Annotated in this window: 19 protein-coding genes and 1 riboswitch; of the genes, 10 read left to right on the forward strand and 9 right to left on the reverse strand. The window is 33.8% G+C overall.

Features of this window, described 5'->3' with window-relative positions; all coding sequences use genetic code 11:
- Positions 1 to 9 precede the first annotated feature (9 nt).
- From JEOSCH030_RS01055 to JEOSCH030_RS01090, 8 genes are all read left to right on the forward strand, one after another.
- Positions 10 to 738 carry an SDR family NAD(P)-dependent oxidoreductase gene (locus JEOSCH030_RS01055; RefSeq protein ID WP_185124778.1) on the forward strand — a complete coding sequence of 243 codons (729 nt, stop codon included), beginning with the start codon at positions 10 to 12 and terminating at the stop codon, positions 736 to 738.
- A 99-nt stretch (positions 739 to 837) separates the two neighbouring features.
- Positions 838 to 1,101: a 4a-hydroxytetrahydrobiopterin dehydratase gene (locus JEOSCH030_RS01060; protein ID WP_185124779.1), complete on the forward strand. Its 264-nt coding sequence runs from the start codon at positions 838 to 840 to the stop codon at positions 1,099 to 1,101.
- Positions 1,102 to 1,113: 12 nt separating this feature from the next.
- The gene (locus tag JEOSCH030_RS01065; RefSeq protein WP_185124780.1) at positions 1,114 to 2,607 is read left to right on the forward strand and encodes a pyruvate kinase; all 1,494 of its coding nucleotides are present in this window, start codon (positions 1,114 to 1,116) and stop codon (positions 2,605 to 2,607) included.
- A 15-nt stretch (positions 2,608 to 2,622) separates the two neighbouring features.
- Entirely contained in the window at positions 2,623 to 3,036 is a 414-nt protein-coding gene (locus tag JEOSCH030_RS01070) for a 6-pyruvoyl trahydropterin synthase family protein (RefSeq protein WP_185124781.1), read from the forward strand.
- 57 nt (positions 3,037 to 3,093) lie between these two features.
- Positions 3,094 to 3,184: riboswitch (TPP riboswitch) on the forward strand.
- Positions 3,185 to 3,245: 61 nt separating this feature from the next.
- Entirely contained in the window at positions 3,246 to 3,824 is a 579-nt protein-coding gene (locus tag JEOSCH030_RS01075; protein WP_185124782.1) for an ECF transporter S component, read from the forward strand.
- On the forward strand, positions 3,787 to 5,226 hold the full coding sequence (locus tag JEOSCH030_RS01080) for an ABC transporter ATP-binding protein (RefSeq protein WP_235962183.1): 1,440 nt from the start codon (positions 3,787 to 3,789) through the stop codon (positions 5,224 to 5,226). Before JEOSCH030_RS01075 ends, JEOSCH030_RS01080 begins: the two co-directional genes overlap by 38 nt.
- Positions 5,219 to 6,016 carry an energy-coupling factor transporter transmembrane component T family protein gene (locus JEOSCH030_RS01085; protein WP_185124784.1) on the forward strand — a complete coding sequence of 266 codons (798 nt, stop codon included), beginning with the start codon at positions 5,219 to 5,221 and terminating at the stop codon, positions 6,014 to 6,016. The genes JEOSCH030_RS01080 and JEOSCH030_RS01085 overlap by 8 nt, the downstream gene beginning before the upstream one ends.
- A 121-nt stretch (positions 6,017 to 6,137) precedes the next feature.
- Positions 6,138 to 7,220, forward strand: coding sequence for an MGDG synthase family glycosyltransferase (locus JEOSCH030_RS01090; protein ID WP_185124785.1), 1,083 nt, complete (start codon positions 6,138 to 6,140; stop codon positions 7,218 to 7,220).
- A 2-nt stretch (positions 7,221 to 7,222) separates the two neighbouring features.
- Here JEOSCH030_RS01090 and JEOSCH030_RS01095 read toward each other — a convergent pair whose 3' ends face one another.
- From JEOSCH030_RS01095 to JEOSCH030_RS01105, 3 genes are all read right to left on the reverse strand, one after another.
- The gene (locus JEOSCH030_RS01095) at positions 7,223 to 8,182 is read right to left on the reverse strand and encodes a zinc metalloprotease (protein ID WP_185124786.1); all 960 of its coding nucleotides are present in this window, start codon (positions 8,180 to 8,182) and stop codon (positions 7,223 to 7,225) included.
- A gap of 21 nt (positions 8,183 to 8,203) precedes the next feature.
- Positions 8,204 to 8,752 (reverse strand): helix-turn-helix domain-containing protein, encoded by a 549-nt coding sequence (locus JEOSCH030_RS01100; RefSeq protein WP_185124787.1) that lies wholly within the window; start codon positions 8,750 to 8,752, stop codon positions 8,204 to 8,206.
- 154 nt (positions 8,753 to 8,906) lie between these two features.
- Positions 8,907 to 9,554, reverse strand: a complete 648-nt coding sequence (locus JEOSCH030_RS01105) for a DNA alkylation repair protein (protein WP_185124788.1) — start codon at positions 9,552 to 9,554, stop codon at positions 8,907 to 8,909.
- A gap of 179 nt (positions 9,555 to 9,733) precedes the next feature.
- Here JEOSCH030_RS01105 and isaB point away from each other — a divergent pair, with 179 nt between their 5' ends.
- Positions 9,734 to 10,291: an immunodominant staphylococcal antigen IsaB family protein gene (isaB, locus tag JEOSCH030_RS01110; RefSeq protein WP_185124789.1), complete on the forward strand. Its 558-nt coding sequence runs from the start codon at positions 9,734 to 9,736 to the stop codon at positions 10,289 to 10,291.
- Between the two features lie 15 nt (positions 10,292 to 10,306).
- Here the strand turns inward: isaB and JEOSCH030_RS01115 are convergent, their stop codons facing one another.
- Together JEOSCH030_RS01115 and JEOSCH030_RS01120 are read right to left on the reverse strand one after the other, a co-directional pair.
- A complete protein-coding gene (locus tag JEOSCH030_RS01115; RefSeq protein ID WP_185124790.1) occupies positions 10,307 to 11,191 on the reverse strand; it encodes an EamA family transporter in 885 nt (294 codons plus the stop codon).
- A gap of 127 nt (positions 11,192 to 11,318) precedes the next feature.
- A complete protein-coding gene (locus JEOSCH030_RS01120; protein WP_185124791.1) occupies positions 11,319 to 14,537 on the reverse strand; it encodes an efflux RND transporter permease subunit in 3,219 nt (1,072 codons plus the stop codon).
- 135 nt (positions 14,538 to 14,672) lie between these two features.
- Here JEOSCH030_RS01120 and JEOSCH030_RS01125 point away from each other — a divergent pair, with 135 nt between their 5' ends.
- A complete protein-coding gene (locus tag JEOSCH030_RS01125) occupies positions 14,673 to 15,254 on the forward strand; it encodes a TetR/AcrR family transcriptional regulator (protein ID WP_185124792.1) in 582 nt (193 codons plus the stop codon).
- 90 nt (positions 15,255 to 15,344) lie between these two features.
- On the opposite strand, the gene JEOSCH030_RS01130 is transcribed toward JEOSCH030_RS01125, so the two are convergent.
- Genes JEOSCH030_RS01130 through JEOSCH030_RS01145 form a run of 4 tightly spaced genes read right to left on the reverse strand, consistent with a single transcriptional unit; the run spans position 15,345 to position 19,850 of the window.
- Entirely contained in the window at positions 15,345 to 15,998 is a 654-nt protein-coding gene (locus tag JEOSCH030_RS01130; RefSeq protein WP_185124793.1) for an ABC transporter ATP-binding protein, read from the reverse strand.
- On the reverse strand, positions 15,985 to 17,088 hold the full coding sequence (locus JEOSCH030_RS01135) for an ABC transporter permease (RefSeq protein ID WP_185124794.1): 1,104 nt from the start codon (positions 17,086 to 17,088) through the stop codon (positions 15,985 to 15,987). Before JEOSCH030_RS01135 ends, JEOSCH030_RS01130 begins: the two co-directional genes overlap by 14 nt.
- On the reverse strand, positions 17,085 to 18,326 hold the full coding sequence (locus tag JEOSCH030_RS01140; protein WP_185124795.1) for an ABC transporter permease: 1,242 nt from the start codon (positions 18,324 to 18,326) through the stop codon (positions 17,085 to 17,087). The genes JEOSCH030_RS01135 and JEOSCH030_RS01140 overlap by 4 nt, the downstream gene beginning before the upstream one ends.
- Positions 18,327 to 19,850: a DUF6583 family protein gene (locus JEOSCH030_RS01145; protein WP_185124796.1), complete on the reverse strand. Its 1,524-nt coding sequence runs from the start codon at positions 19,848 to 19,850 to the stop codon at positions 18,327 to 18,329.
- Positions 19,851 to 20,020 lie beyond the last annotated feature (170 nt).

The raw sequence follows: 20,020 nt of genomic DNA on the forward strand, positions 1-20,020 counted from the left end.
GGGATTATCATGAAGTATGTATTTTTAACAGGTACTAACAGAGGGTTAGGTCAGGCGGTCAGTCAAGCTTTGACTGATAGTCAAATAATCAGTATTACACGTAGCCCAGTAGAAGAAACAGGAAATATTTATAAATCATTTCAAGTCAGTTTCACAGATACAGAAGAACTAGAAGATAAGTTGTCAGATATTTATACATCAATCAACCCTGAAGAGGGCGATGAAATTTATCTACTAAACATTGCTGGTTCAGTTAATCCGGTTAAATCATTAGCTAATCTCGGTGGTCAAGAGATGCTTGATAATTATAAAATAAACACACTTGCACCAACCTTACTTATTAAAGGTTTTGTGAAGCACTTTCAAGACTTCCAAGGTGAAAAAAGAATAGTGACAGTTTCAAGTGGTGCAGCAGTCAATGGTATTGAAGGCTGGGGTGCTTACTGTAGTTCAAAAGCTGCAATTGATATGGTGCACGATGTCTTAAGTAAAGAAAATAAACATCAAGCTAATAACGTTAAAAGCGCTATATTTTATCCTGGTGTTATCGATACTGGTATGCAAGAAACAATCCGTTCTTCTGATATAGAAGAATTTCCTAACCTTGATCGTTTTAAAGAATATAAAGAAAATGATGTCTTAAGAGACGCTAAAGAAGTTGCTAACGCTTTAATTAAAGTTGTAACGTTAGACGATTTCGGTTCAGATGAAAGCTACAATGTAAAGGATTATATATAGTATTTTACCGTTATAACGCATGTCGTTATAACGGTTTTGTTTTTGTGTAGTCTCATAAATTTAGGGTATAGAATAATAAATATGATTAGGAGGAGTAAGATGAATATTAAAGAAGAAGCTAAAAACTTAGAAGGTTGGACTTTAGAAGATGAGCGTATTATTAAAAAATTTAAGTTTGATACTTTCGTAGCAGGTATTGAGTTTGTTAATAAACTTGCAGAGTATGCTGAAGAGGTCCAGCACCACCCAGGTATTAGAATTAATTACTCTACCATTACAGTGATTTGGACAACATTCTCTACTCATGAACTAAAAGAAAAAGATATCGAAGGTGCTAAAGCTACAGATAAATTATATGGCTAGTAGGTGAATCATGTGAATAATGATGCCGTTTATTTATTAGGTGAAGTTAGAAAAATACGACAAGATGTTTTACAAAAATCCCGAAAACTTCTACAAGACTGGGATATAGACAATGCGAATAGTGACTACAAAGACAGTCTTATTAATTTGGCAAATTATATCGCATTTAGAAGCGAAGATCACAGACAAATACAAAATGACTTGATTCCTTGGGGAGTTTCATCTTTAGGACGCTTAGAACCAAACGTTCTAAATAGCCTTGATGCAGTAATTAAAACTCTAGGCTATATCGTGGGACAAGACCAAACAGACACTGATTATCATGTATACAAAGATGGAGAAGATCGACATAGTAAGTTAAACCACAACACAGAAGTACTATTAGGGCGAGTACCAGATAATCGTCAAACTCACATCATGGTGACTATGCCTAGTATAGCAAGTCATGATTACGAACTTGTTGAATCACTTATGAAAAATGGTATGAATACTGCTCGCATCAACTGTGCACATGATGATAAAAATATATGGGGAGAAATGATCACAAATATTGAGAAAGCATGTCGAAATACAGGAAAGTCTTGTAAAATCCTGATGGACATAAGTGGTCCAAAGGTACGCATTAAAAATTTATTAACATCAAAAAGAAATCCTAAACTAAAACTTGGAGAACTTTTTCTTTTATCTAATCAAGAAGCCATGACACTTCCGTCAAATATAGAAATTGCAGTCAACACAACTGTACCTGACGCCTTAAAAAATGTTGAACTTGGGCAGTTAATTAAGATTGATGATGGAACTGTTGAGGCTGTTGTTAAGGCAGTGATTGATGAAGGATTTTTATTAGAAGTGACGAAAGCCTCAAAAGAAAAAGGTATCAAAATTAAAACTGAAAAAGGCGTAAATTTTCCTGATTTAGACATTGATTTAAACATTTTAACTGACAAAGATTTAGAAGATTTAACTTTTGCGAGTCAGCATGCAGACATCATTGCATTTTCTTTTGTTAAAAGTAAAGATGATATGGCTTATATTGAAAAAGTATTATCAAAATCACTTCCTAGACAGAGGAAGGACTTGCCAATTGTTGCTAAGATAGAGACTGTAGAAGCAATCAAAGCTTTTCCTGAGATTATAGCAGAAGCCGCTTCAAAACGTCCTTTTGGAATTATGTTAGCAAGAGGGGACTTGGCTGTTGAAATCGGCTATGAGAGACTCAGTGAAATACAAGAGGAGTTACTATGGATTTGTGAGGCAGCTCATATTCCAATGATATGGGCAACACAGGTCTTAGAATCTCTTATAAAAAATGGCATTCCGACTCGCTCTGAAATTTCCGATGTAGTTGCTGGTGCTAGAGCAGAGTGTATCATGCTAAACAAGGGTGATTATATTGTAGAAGGTGTTAAAACTGTCGATGACATACTAAGTAAGAGTGAAGGTCATAACTATAAAAAAACTGCTATGTTAAGAGCGTTAAATATATCTAAAAACTTATTTAGCTAAGAAAAGGATGATTTCATGTCAGTACTGGACAATATCGAAGCCCCACATAAATTCAAATATAGAGGTGGTCAAGTGCAGTTCCACCTACATTATACTTTTAAATGTAATAACCGAGTCTTTTTTTCTAAGACAAGCCATAAAGATTTAATCGATCATGAATATAAATTGAGAGTTGATGTCAATTCAACTATTAATGATCGGGGCTTAGGATCTGATTTTATGGATATTGATAAGATGTATAAAGAAAAAATCGCAGTGTATTTAGATAATCAAATTCTGAATGAAACTTTAACAAATATGAATACAACTGCTGAAAATATCGCTTATTGGATTTTAGATCAATTTTCAGAACATCTAGAAGCTGAGGATGAAGTTGTCAGTGTCACACTGTATGAAAGTCCTAAGCATGGTTTAACAGTTTACAAGTAAGATAGACTTCACAAGATTCAACAACTGTACTATGATATAGATAATCAAATAATAACTCATCACCACTAGGGGTGCCAAATATGGCTGAGAATAACCCTTATTACCTGATCTAGATTATGCTAGCGTAGGGAAGTGGCATATTTTTATATGCACACCATTTCCGTTAGTGGTGTGTTTTTTTATTTGAAAAAATTAACGGAGGTTATGTTATGAACCAAAAACTCAGTTTATCTTTAACTGACATCTTGGTCACTGTTGTGATCGCTCTTATTTTCGCTGTTATTTATTCTTTATGGGATGGTGTATACACTATCTTGCAACCATTCGGACTTCATTTAAATGAGCTCGTCTATGGAATGTGGTTTATCGCAGCTATAGTTGCATATTTAATCATTAGAAAACCTGGTGTCGCACTGATTGCCGAGTTTGCTGCGGCATCTGGTGAGACCATTGTACTCTTGCAATTCGATATATCATTAATTATTTATGGGATTGTTCAAGGTTTAGTGTGTGAAATAGTATTTATGTTATTTAGATATAACAATACCAAAGTTTACACAGCTATTATCGCTGGTGTGGTTGCAGCGGTATCAACCTTACCGCTCGATTGGTACTATGGCTATCTAGGTCAAGTAGAGACATGGAATTTAATTTTAATGTTTTCACTAAGAATCCTTAGTGGTGCACTGCTTGCAGGTTACTTAGGTCATCAATTGTACAGGGGAGTTAAGGAAACTGGAGTGTTGAAATATGTCGGCAGAAGACATGAGGATTCCTATGAAAGTTAGTAAAGATGACTTATTCATTCAGGGTTTGGATCTAAATTTTCCTGAAGAAAAAAAGACATTCAACAAATTGAATCTTCACATTAAAGCAAAAGAAAAAGTTCTTTTACTTGGCCCATCTGGGTCAGGTAAAAGTACACTTCTTAATGTCTTAGGTGGTCTAATACCATCAGTCATTCACGCTTCTATGCAGGCTGACAATATACAATTAATAAGTAACAAAGCTTTTGTTTTCCAGGATCCAGATGCTCAGTTTACTATGCCTACAGTTGAAGAAGAACTCGCTTTTGTTTTAGAAAATCTACAGTTACCGAAAGTTGAAATAAGGGATAAAGCACTACAAATTCTAGAAAGTCTTAACTTACCAGTCTCACTAGATACAAATATCAATACACTGTCAGGTGGAATGAAGCAAAAGCTGTCTATTGCTTCTGCTCTCCTGCAAAACCCAAGTTGTTTATTCTTGGATGAACCATCTAGTATGCTCGATGAAGCAGCTCGAAAAACATTGTGGAACACTGTAGAGTCTATATGGGACAATTTAACAGTGATTATTATAGAACATCGTGTCGACTATATATGGGACAAAGTAGACCGTGTCTTGTTAATGAACAAAAATGGTGAGATTGTGGCTGATGACACACCACAAAATATTTTGGACAACTGTTTAAAACAATTAAACAATTTAGGAGTCTGGCACCCTTATTCATGGGAGCAGGCGCCAGTATTCAAAAAAATTAAGCCAGAGGAAGCTATACTGACTGTTGAAGATTTAACAATTAGAAGAAAAGATAAAACCTTGTTTACAGTAGATAAACTCACTGTGAATAAAGGGGAGTGGCTCACTCTAGAAGGACCAAACGGTTCAGGAAAAACTACCTTTTTAAACAGTATAATGAAACTCATTCCGAGTCATGGCTCTATAAAATTTAAAGGAAAAGTTATAAAGAAAACAAAGGATATCGTTGGGCAAGTTTATCCTGTTTTTCAAAATCCGGAATTACAATTTATTACCCATAAGGTCTATGATGAGATTTTTATCAACATGGAAAATCTATTCGATATTCAACAAGCTCAAAAAGAGACTGAAAGTTTGTTAAAAGCTTTTGATTTATCTCATGTGGCTCATTTAAATCCACTGGAGCTATCTATGGGACAGAAGCGTAGACTAAGTGTTGCAACTGCACTAGGTGGCTTACCTGATTTATTACTCTTAGATGAACCCACTTTTGGACTAGATCAGAAAAATACTTTTGATTTACTCAATCATTTCCATAATTTAATTTCTGAGGGTACTTCTATTATTATGATCTCACATGATTATAATATTTTAAAAAGATACCCAAGTCGAAGACTAGAGATAAGAAATGGTCAGCTCATAGAAAAAGAGGTTAGCTATGTTTGATTCAATAAGACTCTATGAAACTTTTATCAACCGTGTTAATCCTCTAAGTAAAATACTAATGGCTACACTGTTATTTGTAACGGTTCTTCTTATTCACAATCCGAACACTCTATTGTATTTCTTACTTTTTAATCTGATACTCTTAATCATCTTGAGCGGTATAAAACCGCAATATATTTTGGCTTTACTAGGTGCTATTTTTATTTCTGGAATCCTATCAAGTACCTATATGATACTATACGGACAAGGCGATACAACATTATATCGCTTAGGCATTATACACATCAGTCAAGAGAGTTTAATCAGAGGAATACATGTTGCAATGCGCGGCGTTATACTATCGTTATTTGGTGCGCTCATTATCTTTACCACTAGAATAACTGATATTTTTTACGCCTTAATGATTCACTTAAAGCTACCTCCAAAATATGCGTATTCATTTATGGCAGCAATCAGAATGGTGCCACTTATTATATCTGAATATATGCAGTTGAGGCAGGCTAAAAAAGTGCGTGCACCTTTAATAAATAAAAAGTATGTCACAGGTTTTGCAGCAGTTAAATCTACCATCATTACTTTGTTGAGCCAAAGTATACGACGTTCGTATCGCTTAAGTATTGCTATGGAATCAAAAGGATTTTCTAATAACAAACGCAGTTTTTACAGAGAAACTTCATTCTCGCGCTTAGATTTATATTTCTTTCTGCTGCTACTTATATCACTTCTTATATCAATATATCTAAGTCAGCATTGCTTTATATTTAATACAAACGATGCACGTTCAATTTAAACTCTTAACATTTGTTAAGAGTTTATTTATTTTTCAATAATTTTGTAAGCTCATGATATTATCAAGATGTAATAAGAAAATTATAATCTAACCTGAAAACATATTTCTTGGGGGTAACATAGTGACTAAGACAAAGGTTCTTGTAATCACAGGTTCATTTGGTCATGGGCATTTAATGGTCAGTAATGTACTAAATAAAGCGCTTCGCGATAAAAATATCGACGTTGTAACGCATGATCTATACCTTGAAGCACATCCTATCTTAACCCAGTGGATTAAAAGCTGGTACATGACTTGTTTTACTCATTTCAAACCAACTTATAAGTTTTTTTATTATGCAAGACAAGAAAAATTAGATTCATGCATCTATAAAACATATGGGCTAAGCTACTTAAAAGACATTATCAATAAGCATAAACCCGATATCATTTTAAATACATTCCCTACACCTGTACTAAGTATGGTGAAACAGAGATTTAGTCTAGACATCCCAATCCACACAGTAATTACAGACTACTGTGTTCACAAAAACTGGATTGTCGAAAATACAGATATTTACTATGTAGCTACCGAGAAAATGAGAAATGATTTAATCAAAAGGGGAGTAAATAAAAACATTATTAAAATCTCTGGTATTCCAATTAGTCATGAATTTAAAATTAAAACTGACCGTAATGCTTGGCTAAAAAAGCATGGTTTATCTATCGATAAAAATACCATTTTAGTGTGCACTGGTTCACTCGGCTTACTAAAAGGTTTTAAAAAATACGTTAAGAAAACATCAACTAAAAAAGATAATCAAGTTGTCATTATTTGTGGCAAGAACCAAGCCTTAAAAAATCAACTTAATATAGAATTTTATGATTATAATAATGTTCTTATTCTAGGCTACACCAGTAATATGAATCATTGGATGTCATCTTCAGACCTAATGATTACAAAGCCTGGTGGCATTACATTAACAGAGGCCTTAACTACAGAGACCCCTGTTATTCTATACAAGCCTACACCAGGTCAAGAGATGGAAAATGCAATATACTTTCAAGAAAATAAGATGGCTTTTATCGCGCATAATCGTAAGGACTTAAAGTATCATACTGAATTACTCCTAGAAAACGAAGATAAAATAGCAACGCTTAAAGAGCAAATGCGAAGTAACCAAAAACATGCTTCCATTGAAACTATAGTTGAGCATATTTTATAAACCTAACCATTCTCAATTATCTTTCTTATCGCTTTTGAAAACAGTTTGTCTTCACGTTTACTCGGAAACCATGATGAATGGTTTAGTAGATTCTTAAGAATCTTTTTATCGTTAGTTTTCATATATTTATAAACGGGTCCAAAATTAAAATATAGACTTGTGGCTACCTTATTAAATAACTTTACTTCTTCCTGTGAAAGCGTGTGCCCATCGGCATGTTTAAACATGAGTTGAAATGTTTTTATCAAATTAAGATTTAGTCCTTCATCGTCTTTTAAATCAGCTTCATATATTCCCGTGAAATTCCCTTTCATTTCTTCTTCTATCCACGCTAAATTCCTTGCATAATTTGCAATAATATCTCTGTTTGGTTCTATATCAGATAATATTTTTTGAGCTTCTACATCTTCATCAAAATAATAATTCATAGAATCATAAAATAAGAGTTCATCGTGTTTTCCAGAAATAAGCTTCCAAATACTCTTTCCATCAGCTGCAAATGGCACGATTGTCAGTACCCCTATTAAAAGATTAATTAAAATTCCGAACTCTAAGTAGCTATTCTCTATAGAGTATAGATGTTTTATAGCGACTAAGATAAAGAAAGCTATCATATTAAAGATTAAGCCACCTAAGTTCAATATAATAATGTCATTCTTTGTAATATGGTTTTTGTTGAGTGGCTTGTAAGCTAACATTGCTCCAAAACTAAAGTAGGCCGGAATCTTAAAATACCATCTACCATTCATATACATACCTGGTAAAAATGAGATAAAGCTTATTTTCATTCCACGAGTTTTTGCCATTACACAGTGACCAACTTCATGATAAAAAACTGTAAACAACCATATAGTAATAATCCCTATGAGATAGGCTGCATTAAAGTCTGTAAACCAGTGTACAAGTGGTAATACTAAATATAAAACTAAACAGATCAATACATTACTCGTCATAAATTTCATCTTTAACCATCCTTAAATTTTTTAGGAGTTAAATATAAAGTAGCTTAAAAGACAAATGACGATAATAATAAGCGGAAATGATAAATAGGTAATGATAAAGTCAGATACTGATGATTTTTTCCTTATTTCTTTTCCTTCAAGAAAGTCTATTACTTGCTTGTAAGTTTTAATATGGAATTTTCTCTTTAAGATTTCAATTTTAATTGAGGAAAATAACGCAATACAGTATATTAATGCTGCAAGCACAAATAAAAGAATACTGCTTTGTAACATAGCAGGTACAAATACAAAGCCTGCTAAAATACTCGCTATCGTCATTAAATTTGCCCAGAAATTCCAATGGTTTTCTTCTACTCTTTTCTTAAGAATTTCTTTGTCACCTTTTACAAGCTCATCAATCGACACATGAAATAATGCACTCATCATCATTAGGTTATGAACATCTGGATAGCTCTTCTCATTTTCCCAATTTGAAATTGTTTGCCGTGAAACAAATAACTTTTCAGCCAATTCTTCTTGAGAAAAATTGATAGTTTTTCTGTACTTCTTAATTTGACTCTTAAGCTCCATATCAGATTACTCCTATACAAAAAGTAAGGTATTCACATTTATAATAACACCAATCTCTTTTTACATTCGTATATTTATATGATAAAGCTCTTTGACATCGAGTGTTATCAGTCATTATATCGCCATACGTTATAAAATATCGCTATGCGATATTTTATAAATACTTGCTGCCTTCTCTGATACTGAGCTTTGATAAGCCAGCTTGATTTTTATCTATAAAGTTTTCTACCCAATTAGGGTTAACTTTACTGTATGATCTTAAAGCCCAACCAATCCCTTTATTAATAAAAAATTCAGTTGAATTTAAGTTGTTGATAATCACTCTTTCTAAAATCTCTATGTCAGTCTTTTCTTTATTCAATCTTTGATAGATGATTGAAATACGTCTTAACCAAATATTATCTGATTTGGACCATTGTAAAATCTCTGTTTTGAGTTCAGGATATTGCTCTACTAAATAAGCAATACTTCTGTCTATACTATCTATGGAATCCCACCATGATTTTTTAAGAGCTAACTTTTTTAGTTTTTCTAAATCACTCTTTTGTAGCTTTTTTCTTTGTTGAAATAAATAATCACAAGCAATATATTGGAATTCTCTTTCATTTTCTTCCCATAAGTCTTCTACCAATGTCCAATCAATATCTTGATCCTTTAGTTCTTTTAAAAGTGGTTTAGATAACTCTTTTCTTTTTGCTGCCTGGATGCCTAAGAAGTCAAAGTGGTTTTTCATATATCTTTTCATCTTTAAAGCATTATCTGCATTCGCATTATTTTTTAATATTTTTTTGATATTATACATATTTGATTCTCCTTATTTTTTCTGATAAGCAGACTATTAAAGCGTTATATATGATGTTATAATAGCGTTATAACTATGATATATATAGTGATATACATAATTAGACTTATTACTGATTGCAGCAACATTAACTTTGTGGCACACTTGAATTTCGGAATCTTATTTAGGAGATGAAGACAATGAACATCCATAAATTAGTTAAAGTTTTAGTATCAGCAGGAATAACAGCTTCTGTCGTAACAGGTGCAAATATAATAGATAATAATGATAATACATTACATGCTGCTGAAAAAGAAACGAGCAATTATAAATATCAAGGCGATACGGGCTATGGTGATGGTCAATTCTTATTAAATGATGCTTTTATCAAGACTTTAGAAACTGACGGATCTCTATCATTCAATGGCCAAGAAATAGAAGCTTCTAAAGCTGATTACGAGGCAGTAAAAGAAGAAAAATCTAAGTTCACAGAAGAACATGATCAAAAGTTTACAGTACGTGGAGATAAAGTCACTAAAGCTACTTTTCCAATCAAAGTAGACGAGTTATCAATTGAAGATGTCATTGATACTTATGGTAAAGATTATGAAAAAAGAGAAGCAAAAGATAAATCTTATGAAACCTATGTGTACGCACTAGGGGACCAAGATGATGAGGATAAGAAAAATGTGATTGCATTTAAAGTCAAAGATGATTTTGTAGTAGAAACCATCATTGGCTATAGTAAGTCATATTAAGGAAACTGCCACATATTACTGTGGCAGTTTTTTTAATTTCGAACGCTGTGCCGAAGAGAATATTAGAACGCCAATTCCTAAAAGTAGAAGAATTAAACCAGTCCATGATAAGAAGGACATTGTTTCACCTAATAAGAATACACCTAGCATAGTCGCAGTGAGAGGTTCTGCTAAAGAGAGTGTCACTGCTGTAGATGAGTCGACTTTGGCTAAACCTTTAGCAAACATAAAGTAGGATAAGCCTGTTGCAATAATTCCCATATACAGGCCAACAATAAGGCCATCAGTTGTAAAGACCCAAGATATATCAAAGATTAAGAGAAGAGGTGACAGCATTAGACCACTTAGAGTAAATACTACGGCCACTGCTGTTAATGCTGGTAGTTTTTCTACTACATACTTATTTGAAATCGTATAGCAAGCAAAGCTCAGCCCTGCACATAGTGCAAGTAAAATACCGATCGGTTCTACTTGTACAGAACCTTGACTAGTAAACAAAAGGCTCACACCAATCAAAGAGAAAACGGTAGATATAAGCCATGTTTTACTTATCTTTTTCTTTAAAAAGATAAACTCAATGAGACCAGACAAAACTGGTGCACTACCAATCGACACTACAGTACCTATAGCCACTCCTGTTATATCAACTGCATTAAAGAAGAAGGGTTGGAAGAGAGCCATACAAATGGCTGCGATTAAGACTGGTCTGAAGGGTATCTCCCTAAATCTCAACCCTTTTGTCAGTAAGACTAATATCAGGAGAAAGCCTCCTCCAATAAATAACCTGACCGCTCCAATAGCAACAGGTTGTGCTGAATCCGGCGCAAGTGCTTGAACAGTACCCGTCGTTCCCCAAAGTATTGCAGCAAACAAAATAAAAAGTGGTGCCAATTTTTGCATGATTTCACCTCTGATTTGTATATGTATTGTTGTTATTACACATAATGAAATCATAGTTTATTACTAATCTCCAATTTTAATGCTTAAAAAAAGCACCGAACTTATTGTTCAGTGCTTTTTTAAAATATTATTTTTTATTTTTCTTCATTTCATCGATTAGATTTTGCATCTCTTCAATGTAATCACGTTCATCTTCTTTACTTTCTGTTTCTTCCAACTCATTTTTTTCTTCCTGGCGTTTCGTAGCATCTACTTCTTTTTGAGTGATGATTTGACCATCAGGAGTCATGTACTTTTTATTCATATTACGTGTTTGTTTATCAACGTAACTATAGAAGATCGGTACAACAAATAGAGTAAAGAATGTACTACTTATGAGACCACCGATAACGACAGTTCCCATAGGAGCAATCATCTCTCCACCTTCACCAATACCAAGCGCGAGTGGTAACATTCCGAGCGCTGTAGTTAAGGCTGTAATGAGAATTGGTCTAAAACGGTGTTGCACACTTAAGCTCAGAGCTTCTATAGTTGGAACGCCTTTTTCTACTTGCTGGTTGGTGTAGTCAACTAGGAGTATCGAGTTATTTACGACGATACCGAGCAACATGATAATACCAACAAACGACACGATGCTCAGTGGACTATCCGTCACTATAAGTCCTAGTGCCACCCCAACAATACTTAAAGGCATGGCAATAATAACAACGAATGGATGTCTAAATGATTCAAACTGTGCTGCCATAACTAAATAGATAAACACAATACCGAGCGCGATTGCTAGTAACATTTGTGGAATTGCATCGCCCAACATTTCTAAGTCTCCACCAACTGAGTAGTGCGTATCATCACTAAAGTCAGCATCTTCAACCAAATCAGTAACGTAAGTACCTGCTTCATTCAGTGACATATCAGATGAGTACTTAACAGTTAGTTCACTAGTCTCTTCTTGATCATTTCTATTAATTAATGGCAGAGTCTCTGTTTCAACGAGTTCAGCAACTTCACTGATCGCGACATAGTCACCTTCTGCATTTGGAATTTTAAGGTTTCTAAAGTTATCCAGACTGTTTAAATAGCTATCCGGATATTTTACATTGATTGCTAGAAAATCATCTTCTCCTTCAATCGTTGTTGATTCAACTCCATTAGATGCCTCATACAGAGCTTGTCCAATTTGACCTGGCTGTAAGCCATTTTCACGAGCCTTGTCTCGGTCAACTTGAATTTGCATTTCTTTTACTAGATTCTCTCTACTAGAAATGACACTATCAATCTTGTCGTCACTTTCCAGTTTATCTATAATGACATCTTCTGATTCTTTAAGTCTTTCAGGATCATCATCAGAAACTTGGAAGACTAAAGTATTTGGTTCTGATGTCATGCCTGACTGAGACATCGGAATGACATTTATGTCTGCAGACTCATCAACAGCTTCTACTTCTTTATCAATCATATCGATAAATTCATTAGTCGTTACATTACGTTCTGATTGATCTACTAAGGTAGCAGTAATGCTTGCTTTATTACTTTCTTCCGTCATAGACATCATCGGCTGTGAACCTACGGAACTAAGGTACATTTCAATTTCTGAATGGTCCTCTAACTCTGCTTCAATTTTTTCTACTGTAGCTAAAGTATCTTCAAATACCGTACCTTGTTCTTTCTCAACTTCAATTGTGATTGCACCTTCATCACTTTCAGGCATCAAGCTCATACCTTGGTTCACAATTCCAAATATACCAATCACCATTAGTAAGACAGTGATGACTAATACAAGAAGACGATGTTTAAGCGTCCATTGGGTTGCTCTCGATAAAGCTCTCATATAAGGGCGATTTTGACGTTTTTCTTCTATATCATCTTTAGGCTTCTCAAGTATTCTACTCGCAAGCATCGGTACGACTGTTAAAGCGATAAAGAGCGATGCAAACAAGCTAAATACAACTGTTATAGCAAGTGGTGTAAAGAGTTGACCTACAAGACCACTTACAAAAACGACTGGTAAAAATACTGCTGCTGTTGTTAAGGTGGATGCAATAATCGCCGAAGCAACTTCTTTTGTACCTTCACTTGCCGCTTGTTTAGAATTTTTACCCATAGATAGGTGACGGTATATATTTTCAATAACGACGACTGAGTTATCAACCAGCATTCCGATTCCTAATGCTAAACCGCCTAGGGTCATAAGATTGATACTAATATTCGTAAAGAATAAGAGCGCAAATGTTGTTATGACTGAAAAAGGTATAGCGAGTCCGATAATCAATGGTGCTTTTAGATTTCTTAAGAAAGCAAATAGGATAATCATCGCTAATATCGCACCAGAAATCAGTGACGTCATTACACTATTGATTGCAAGGTCTATATATTCACCTTCATCGTAAAGTGTTTCAACATTTAAATTTGAAAACTCATCTTCAGCTAGCTTCTCATCCAATACTTTTTGGAATTCAGCATTAACCTGAGAAGCATTAGCATCTGAGGCCAACATAACGTCGATTGACATGGCGTTTTCTTGATTTAGACGCGTAATGGAATTGCTATCTTGATTTTCTATAGATATGTCTGCAACATCATCCAAAGTAAGCGGACCAGCATTTGGCACATCGGCAATCACTAACTCTTGTAGTGCTTCAACCCCGTCTATGCTGCTTACTGTACGTGTAGTAATTGATTCTTTGTTTTCACTATCAGTAATCGTAGCGTTAGGAATTGAGATGTTGTTTGCTTCTATTAAGCCAGCAATATCACTTTGAGATAAGTTAGCTTTTTCTAGTGCATCAATATCTAAGTTAACTTGAACTTCTTGTGTAACTGAACCATTTTCAGTTATAGAAGCGACACCATTAATATTTTCAAGTTCTGTAATTAAATCATCGACTTGTTCTTGGTAATCAACCACATTATCTCCTTCAGAATTCACAGCGAGTTGAATACTCGGTAACATTGAAATATCAAACTCTAAGAAGGATGGTGTTCCTGCTTGATCTGGCAATTCGACTGAATCAATTGCTCTTCTTATATCACTTTCAACGTCTTCTATCTTCATGTCATAATCAAACTCCATAATTACGACAGAAGAATTTTCTTGTGACTGTGAAGAGATGTTTGTCAGACCATTAATTGAGGATAACTCTGATTCAAGTGGTACTGTTACATCATCCTTTACCTCTTCAGGTCCTGCGCCCTGATAGGTCGTTGCCACTGCAGCAATTGGTGGTTCAATCGGTGGCATAAGTTGCAACGGTAAACGCGTTAATGAAACCGCCCCAAGTAGCATTAAAATAATCATGACAACGATTGTAAATTTAGGACGTCTTATGGAAAAATCGGATAGCTTCACTTATTATTCGCTCCTTAAAAATTAATTTTCATACCCAACAACGTGTTGTCCAACACCATATATTAATATATATTTATATAAGCAATCAATCAACAATTTACACAAATGTGTTGAAAAGGAGATCAGTTTATAAAAATGACACAAAAAGAACAAACTAAAGAGAATTTAGTCGAAGCTTTCTGGACATTATATAAGGATAAACCACTTGAAAAAATTACTGTAAAAGAAATTACTGATAAAGCAGGTTACAATCGTGGAACATTTTATAGTTACTTCAAGGATACATATGAAATGCAAAAGTATGTCAGAGATTCCTTATTACCAGACGAGCATTTTATCTTAGAACCATTTAAAGGTATTGAAGATGGCACTGCTAAGGTTTTTAATCGAATGGAATGGGCAGGTGAATATTTTGAGAATAATCACGACAAAATTGCCGTTCTATTCGGGCCATCAGGTGATCCTGCATTTATTCATGAATTTAAAGTAAGAGTTAGAAATATTATCATGGGTTACCTAAAAGATATAAATGTGAAAGACTTAGAAGCTATTGAACTCATGTTAGAATTTCATATCTCAGCCCTCATCGGTCTCTTTCAACTTTGGGTTGAAAAAGATAAACAAATCTCAAGAGCTAAACTAGAAACTATCATTGAACAAATATCTCAAGAAGGTATTATTTCAGCAATGGAAGAGAAGTTAGCTGAGAGAAAGTAACATGATATGTCGTGTTACTTTCTTTATAAAAATTTAAGCTAAAACCCTTTCCAACACTGACTTATAATGCCTATCGATATAAAATAACGCCTAAAGAAAATCCTTTAAAATCTTGCTGTAAAAAGGATCTTCTCCTATGATGACAACTCTGCTACACACTTGTTCAATTTCATTCATATCATGTGATGTATAGATGATTAAAATATTCTTTTCCAAGGCAAGTTTCTTCAAGAAAGCTCCAATTTCTATTCTAGAACGTAAATCAATACCCGCAGTAGGTTCATCTAAAAGCAATAATTTAGGATCAGAAATTAAACTTACTGCCAGATTTAACTTCCTTTTCATTCCTCCAGATAAGTTACTTACTTTTACTTGATCTGCTTGTAAGTTAACGCTCGATAAAAGTGCTTTTAAGTCTTCTTTTGATACTTTCTTTCTAGAAAGTTTCTGGAAAAACTTCATATTTTCCATGACTGTTAATTCTTCAAAAAGAGCGATATCTTGTGGAACATAGGCAATATACTCTCTTAGCTTCTTTTCATTTTTTCTATAAGTTTGATTCATTAAAGATATTTCTCCACTAGATGGCAAAGATAGAGTCGCTAGTATTTTAAGCAGAGTCGATTTTCCTGCACCATTTTCTCCAACTAAGCCGATTATTTCTCCAGCCTCGGCACTAAGTTCAAGATCTTCAAATACAGTCTTTTCTCCATATTTTTTTGACAAAGATTTAACTTCTAACAAGATTATCCCTCCTTAGCCAGATGAAAAATATAATTAATACAAGAGCAACTAAATAGATATTGTGTTGATTACTAACTAATTCCTCTACAGGGTGAAAACTAGCTAGCCAAGTCAGTCCATTTGGCAACCTGATGATAGACAGTAAAAATTGTGTGACCAATAACAGTATGAAAATAAGCAAAGCATTTACATATAAACTTAAAATATTTCTAGATAAAAAAGCGGTAAAAAATACGAATGCATTAATGACTAAACGATAAGTCAGTAAGATTAACAAGTTTGTTTTTGAATCCATTAAAATAAAATATGAAATGATATCAAAACCATACATCAAGATAGTAAGTGAAAGAAAAGAAACTAGCATAAAAGTCTTATAACTCACTGATAAATATAAAAATCTATGTTTTGTTTCTGAATTTGTTTCACGTGTAACAAAATCAAAGGTAAAGAAAGCAAATATTAAAACAGCATAACCATAAATTAGTAGCGGGTTTAAAGAGGATTCCGGACTTTCTTCCATAACTTGCCCTTGGAAATTAAACTTTTGATTCACAAGATTAGTTTCTTCTTCTATTTCCTTTTTAGTGTCAACGATATCATTGAATGATAAGTTGTTTTCTCCTAACCAATCTTCTTGTAAGGTTTGTACCTGTTGACTTAGTCGGTATTGACCAACTTCTTCCTGGACTAATGATGCAATTAATTCTTTAACAGCATCATATGTAAAAGACCGATCTGTATAGTAACTTTCAATTATATTTCTTCTTTCATTATTTTGAAGCTTCTCATTGAAATCTGCATCAAAAACAAAGAGACTATCATACTGATACTGTTCTAAATTTCTTAAGGGTTCATTTATATCATCGTAGACATCTAACTTAATATAGTCTGCATCTTTTAAACCTTCTATAATACTTGTGACTTCTGCATCTTCCTCTACCACAACTGCTACAGGCACTCTAAAATCATCAGAAGTATAGTGATATATCGACGTTATAACTATCGTTACTATCAATGGTAACAGCATAGAGATTAATAGCTTAAACCTTTTGCCTTTAAGGAGTAACCATCTAGCTAAAATCACCTTCATGTAAATCGACGCCCCTTAATATAACTGATGATAATCATGAGTATGATGACAATGACCAAAGTAACCATAAGCACATCAATTTCCATTGTGAAACGACCGTTAAGCATGATTTCTTCTAGCCAGTTTAAGCTTTGATAACCGTAAAAATAATCAAATATTTTATCAAGATAAGTTGGAAAATAGATTCTCGGTAACAGACTGCCAGAAAAAACAACTATAAATAAAATAACTAGTGATTGCGTGATTAAGCTGATTCTCACTGATAAAGATAGCCAATCCACAAGATTTAAAAGCACAACAGTGATTAAAATATGTAGAATAAGCAAGCTGATAACTCTTAAAATGTTATCTAAAGTAAGTGGTATGTCTAACATATATATACTTAACCCTAACACAAGAAGTATCGGGATTATAATGGCAATAAAAATAGATATTAACCGACCAAGTCCTTCACTTAGTAAAGACACTTTCAACATTTTCATTCTATCTTGGATGCCGCTAGGTGTATCTTTCATCAACAAGACATATAACATATAAACCCAAACAGTAAACACAATAAAGAGACCATTAACGACAAGATAAGCATTTCCTGAAGTGAAGTTTTGTGACTTCTCGTCTTCATCCATCAATGTATCCGAAGATAGCACTTGGATAAATTGATTAACAAACTCCTTAAAGATTAAATCATGTCGTTCTTCATCGCTCATACCAAAGTCTTTAGCATAGTGATTCAAAGTTAAAATATTGGATTGTGAATTTCTAATATGTCTAATTAAAGTATCTACAGCGCTACTAATTACATAGCTTTCGAATTGCCTCTTAGGGTTTCCTGTTACCTCTAAATCGCTCTTTTTTCCAGCCATCATATTTTCTGCGAAATTTGCAGGGAAGACTATAAATGCTGATACTTTATCGTGCTCTATTTTTTCTTCGGCATCTTCAATGGACATGCTCTCCATGCTTAAACCTTTGGTTAAATCAGTCTCTTCTGATAAAGAATCCACTAAAGTCTTTGTCATATCATTTTCGTCTAAATTCACTAAACCGATAGCAATATCTACGTCTGTCTCTTCTGAGACAAGGTTAGATAATAAAAATATTAAAGACACAATAAAGAGTATAGGAAGTATGAAAAGAAGAGGAAGTGATAACCACTTCCTCTTCAATCTTTTGATGTCATTAGCAATGAATACTCCTGTATCTTTCATAAATTTCATTGCTAACACATCCTTTCTCATTTAGAATGATCCACCAAAGTTTTCTCTTGCCCATTCCTCAAATTTTGGTTGTACTTCATCAGTAAAGTAAGCTTCAAGCTCCTCTTTAGACATCTTACCTAGATCTTTTTCATTGTCTGAAGAAGGAATTTCAACTTCACTTATAGTTGATGATTCATGAGTGATATTGATAACTGCAGTGTCTTTGGTGATTGTTTGACCATCTTCTGCATATAACTGAATATCTCCAGAAGCTTGGTCACTAGCATAGTTTGTTGATGATTCCATGAAGAGCTTAAGTGGTTGATCACTTGTAGCACCTTGGTTGATTGCTGCTTCTAAGTTCCATACGGTATTTTCATCTTCATCAGATTTAGTAGAAACCAGTTTGATTTGTTCTTCACCTGCTGCATTGACAGTGAACGTATCTTCGTAACCATTTTCTACTTCATTTAAGTCGAAGACAAATACTACCTCTTCTTCTCCATTACCAGTCAATGTGCTTGTAATTAAATTGCCATTTTCTCTCACTTCATTAGTCGTATCTAGAGCAATATCTGTTGTTTCACCTTCAGTAACAACTGAAACATCAAAATCCCTCTTCACGATATTTCCTTCACCATCTTGCCATACGACAGATGAAAGACCGTTAGGGAATTCGAGATCTTCAACTTCATTAGCAGCTTGCTTGAACATTTCGCTTGCTTCAAGGTCTTCTTCTTGTCCTGCTGGCATACCAAAGTTTGCCGACAAGAGCTGAGCATTCACTAGATTAACTAGTTTTTCATCTTCTGCCATTTTATTAAATAAACCTTTTAAGAACTCATGCATTTGTTCTTCAGTTAAAGTCATTGTTAGTTTTTCAGCATCAACTGTATTCTCTCCAACCTTAACTTCTTCTTTAGCTGACTCAAATGCTTCGTCTGGTAAATTTTCTTGCATGTATTTAGAGTATTCATCTACAAAATAGTCACGTTCTTCTTCAGTCAATGAGGATGATTGGAAGAAAGTAGAGAAATCAATTTCTTCATCCCCTTCAAAGTTTTCGGGGTTCGTTTCATGTAAAAGTTTTGGTGCGTCTTCTTCATTCACAACTAAATACTCTTCTATAAATGGTAATGTAAGTCCAAGCTTATCACCTGTTATATATCCATTTACATCTTCAATTGATAGAGTATTTATATTTGCACTTAAATCAAATGTACTCATTTCTCCTTCAATATCTTGGCTCGCATTTAAATTAATTTCTGCATTATTAATTATTTCAGCAAGTCCCATATCATTTAAAGAAGGGTCATTCGTTTCAGCAGTAACGCCAATAGATGTTTCTGACGGATTTTTCATTGAATTTTCGTACCATTCTAATTCATCTTCAAAACGTTCTTCAACTAATTCTGTAATATCTTCAGAGTTATCTAACTCTGCCATTAAATAAGCATTTTTAGGGGTGTTTACTAAATTCTGATAAAGAAAATATCCTCCAATCGCCAAAACGATTAGTGCACCAACAGATACACCGAGTATGGTAAATCCTTTTTTACCCATAGATACATCTCCCTTTATTTGTATTTTCACACTAAACTTTTAGATACTCCAAATCGTAACATAAATTATGTCTGAATCGTGTCTATTTTATGTATCTCATTACAAATACTTGAGAAATGTTTAATTCTTTATATCACTTCAAGTTCAGTCTTAATTTCTTTTACCCTAGC

It is taken from the genome of Jeotgalicoccus meleagridis (assembly GCF_903994045.1).
Classification (GTDB): Bacteria; Bacillota; Bacilli; order Staphylococcales; family Salinicoccaceae; genus Jeotgalicoccus; species Jeotgalicoccus meleagridis.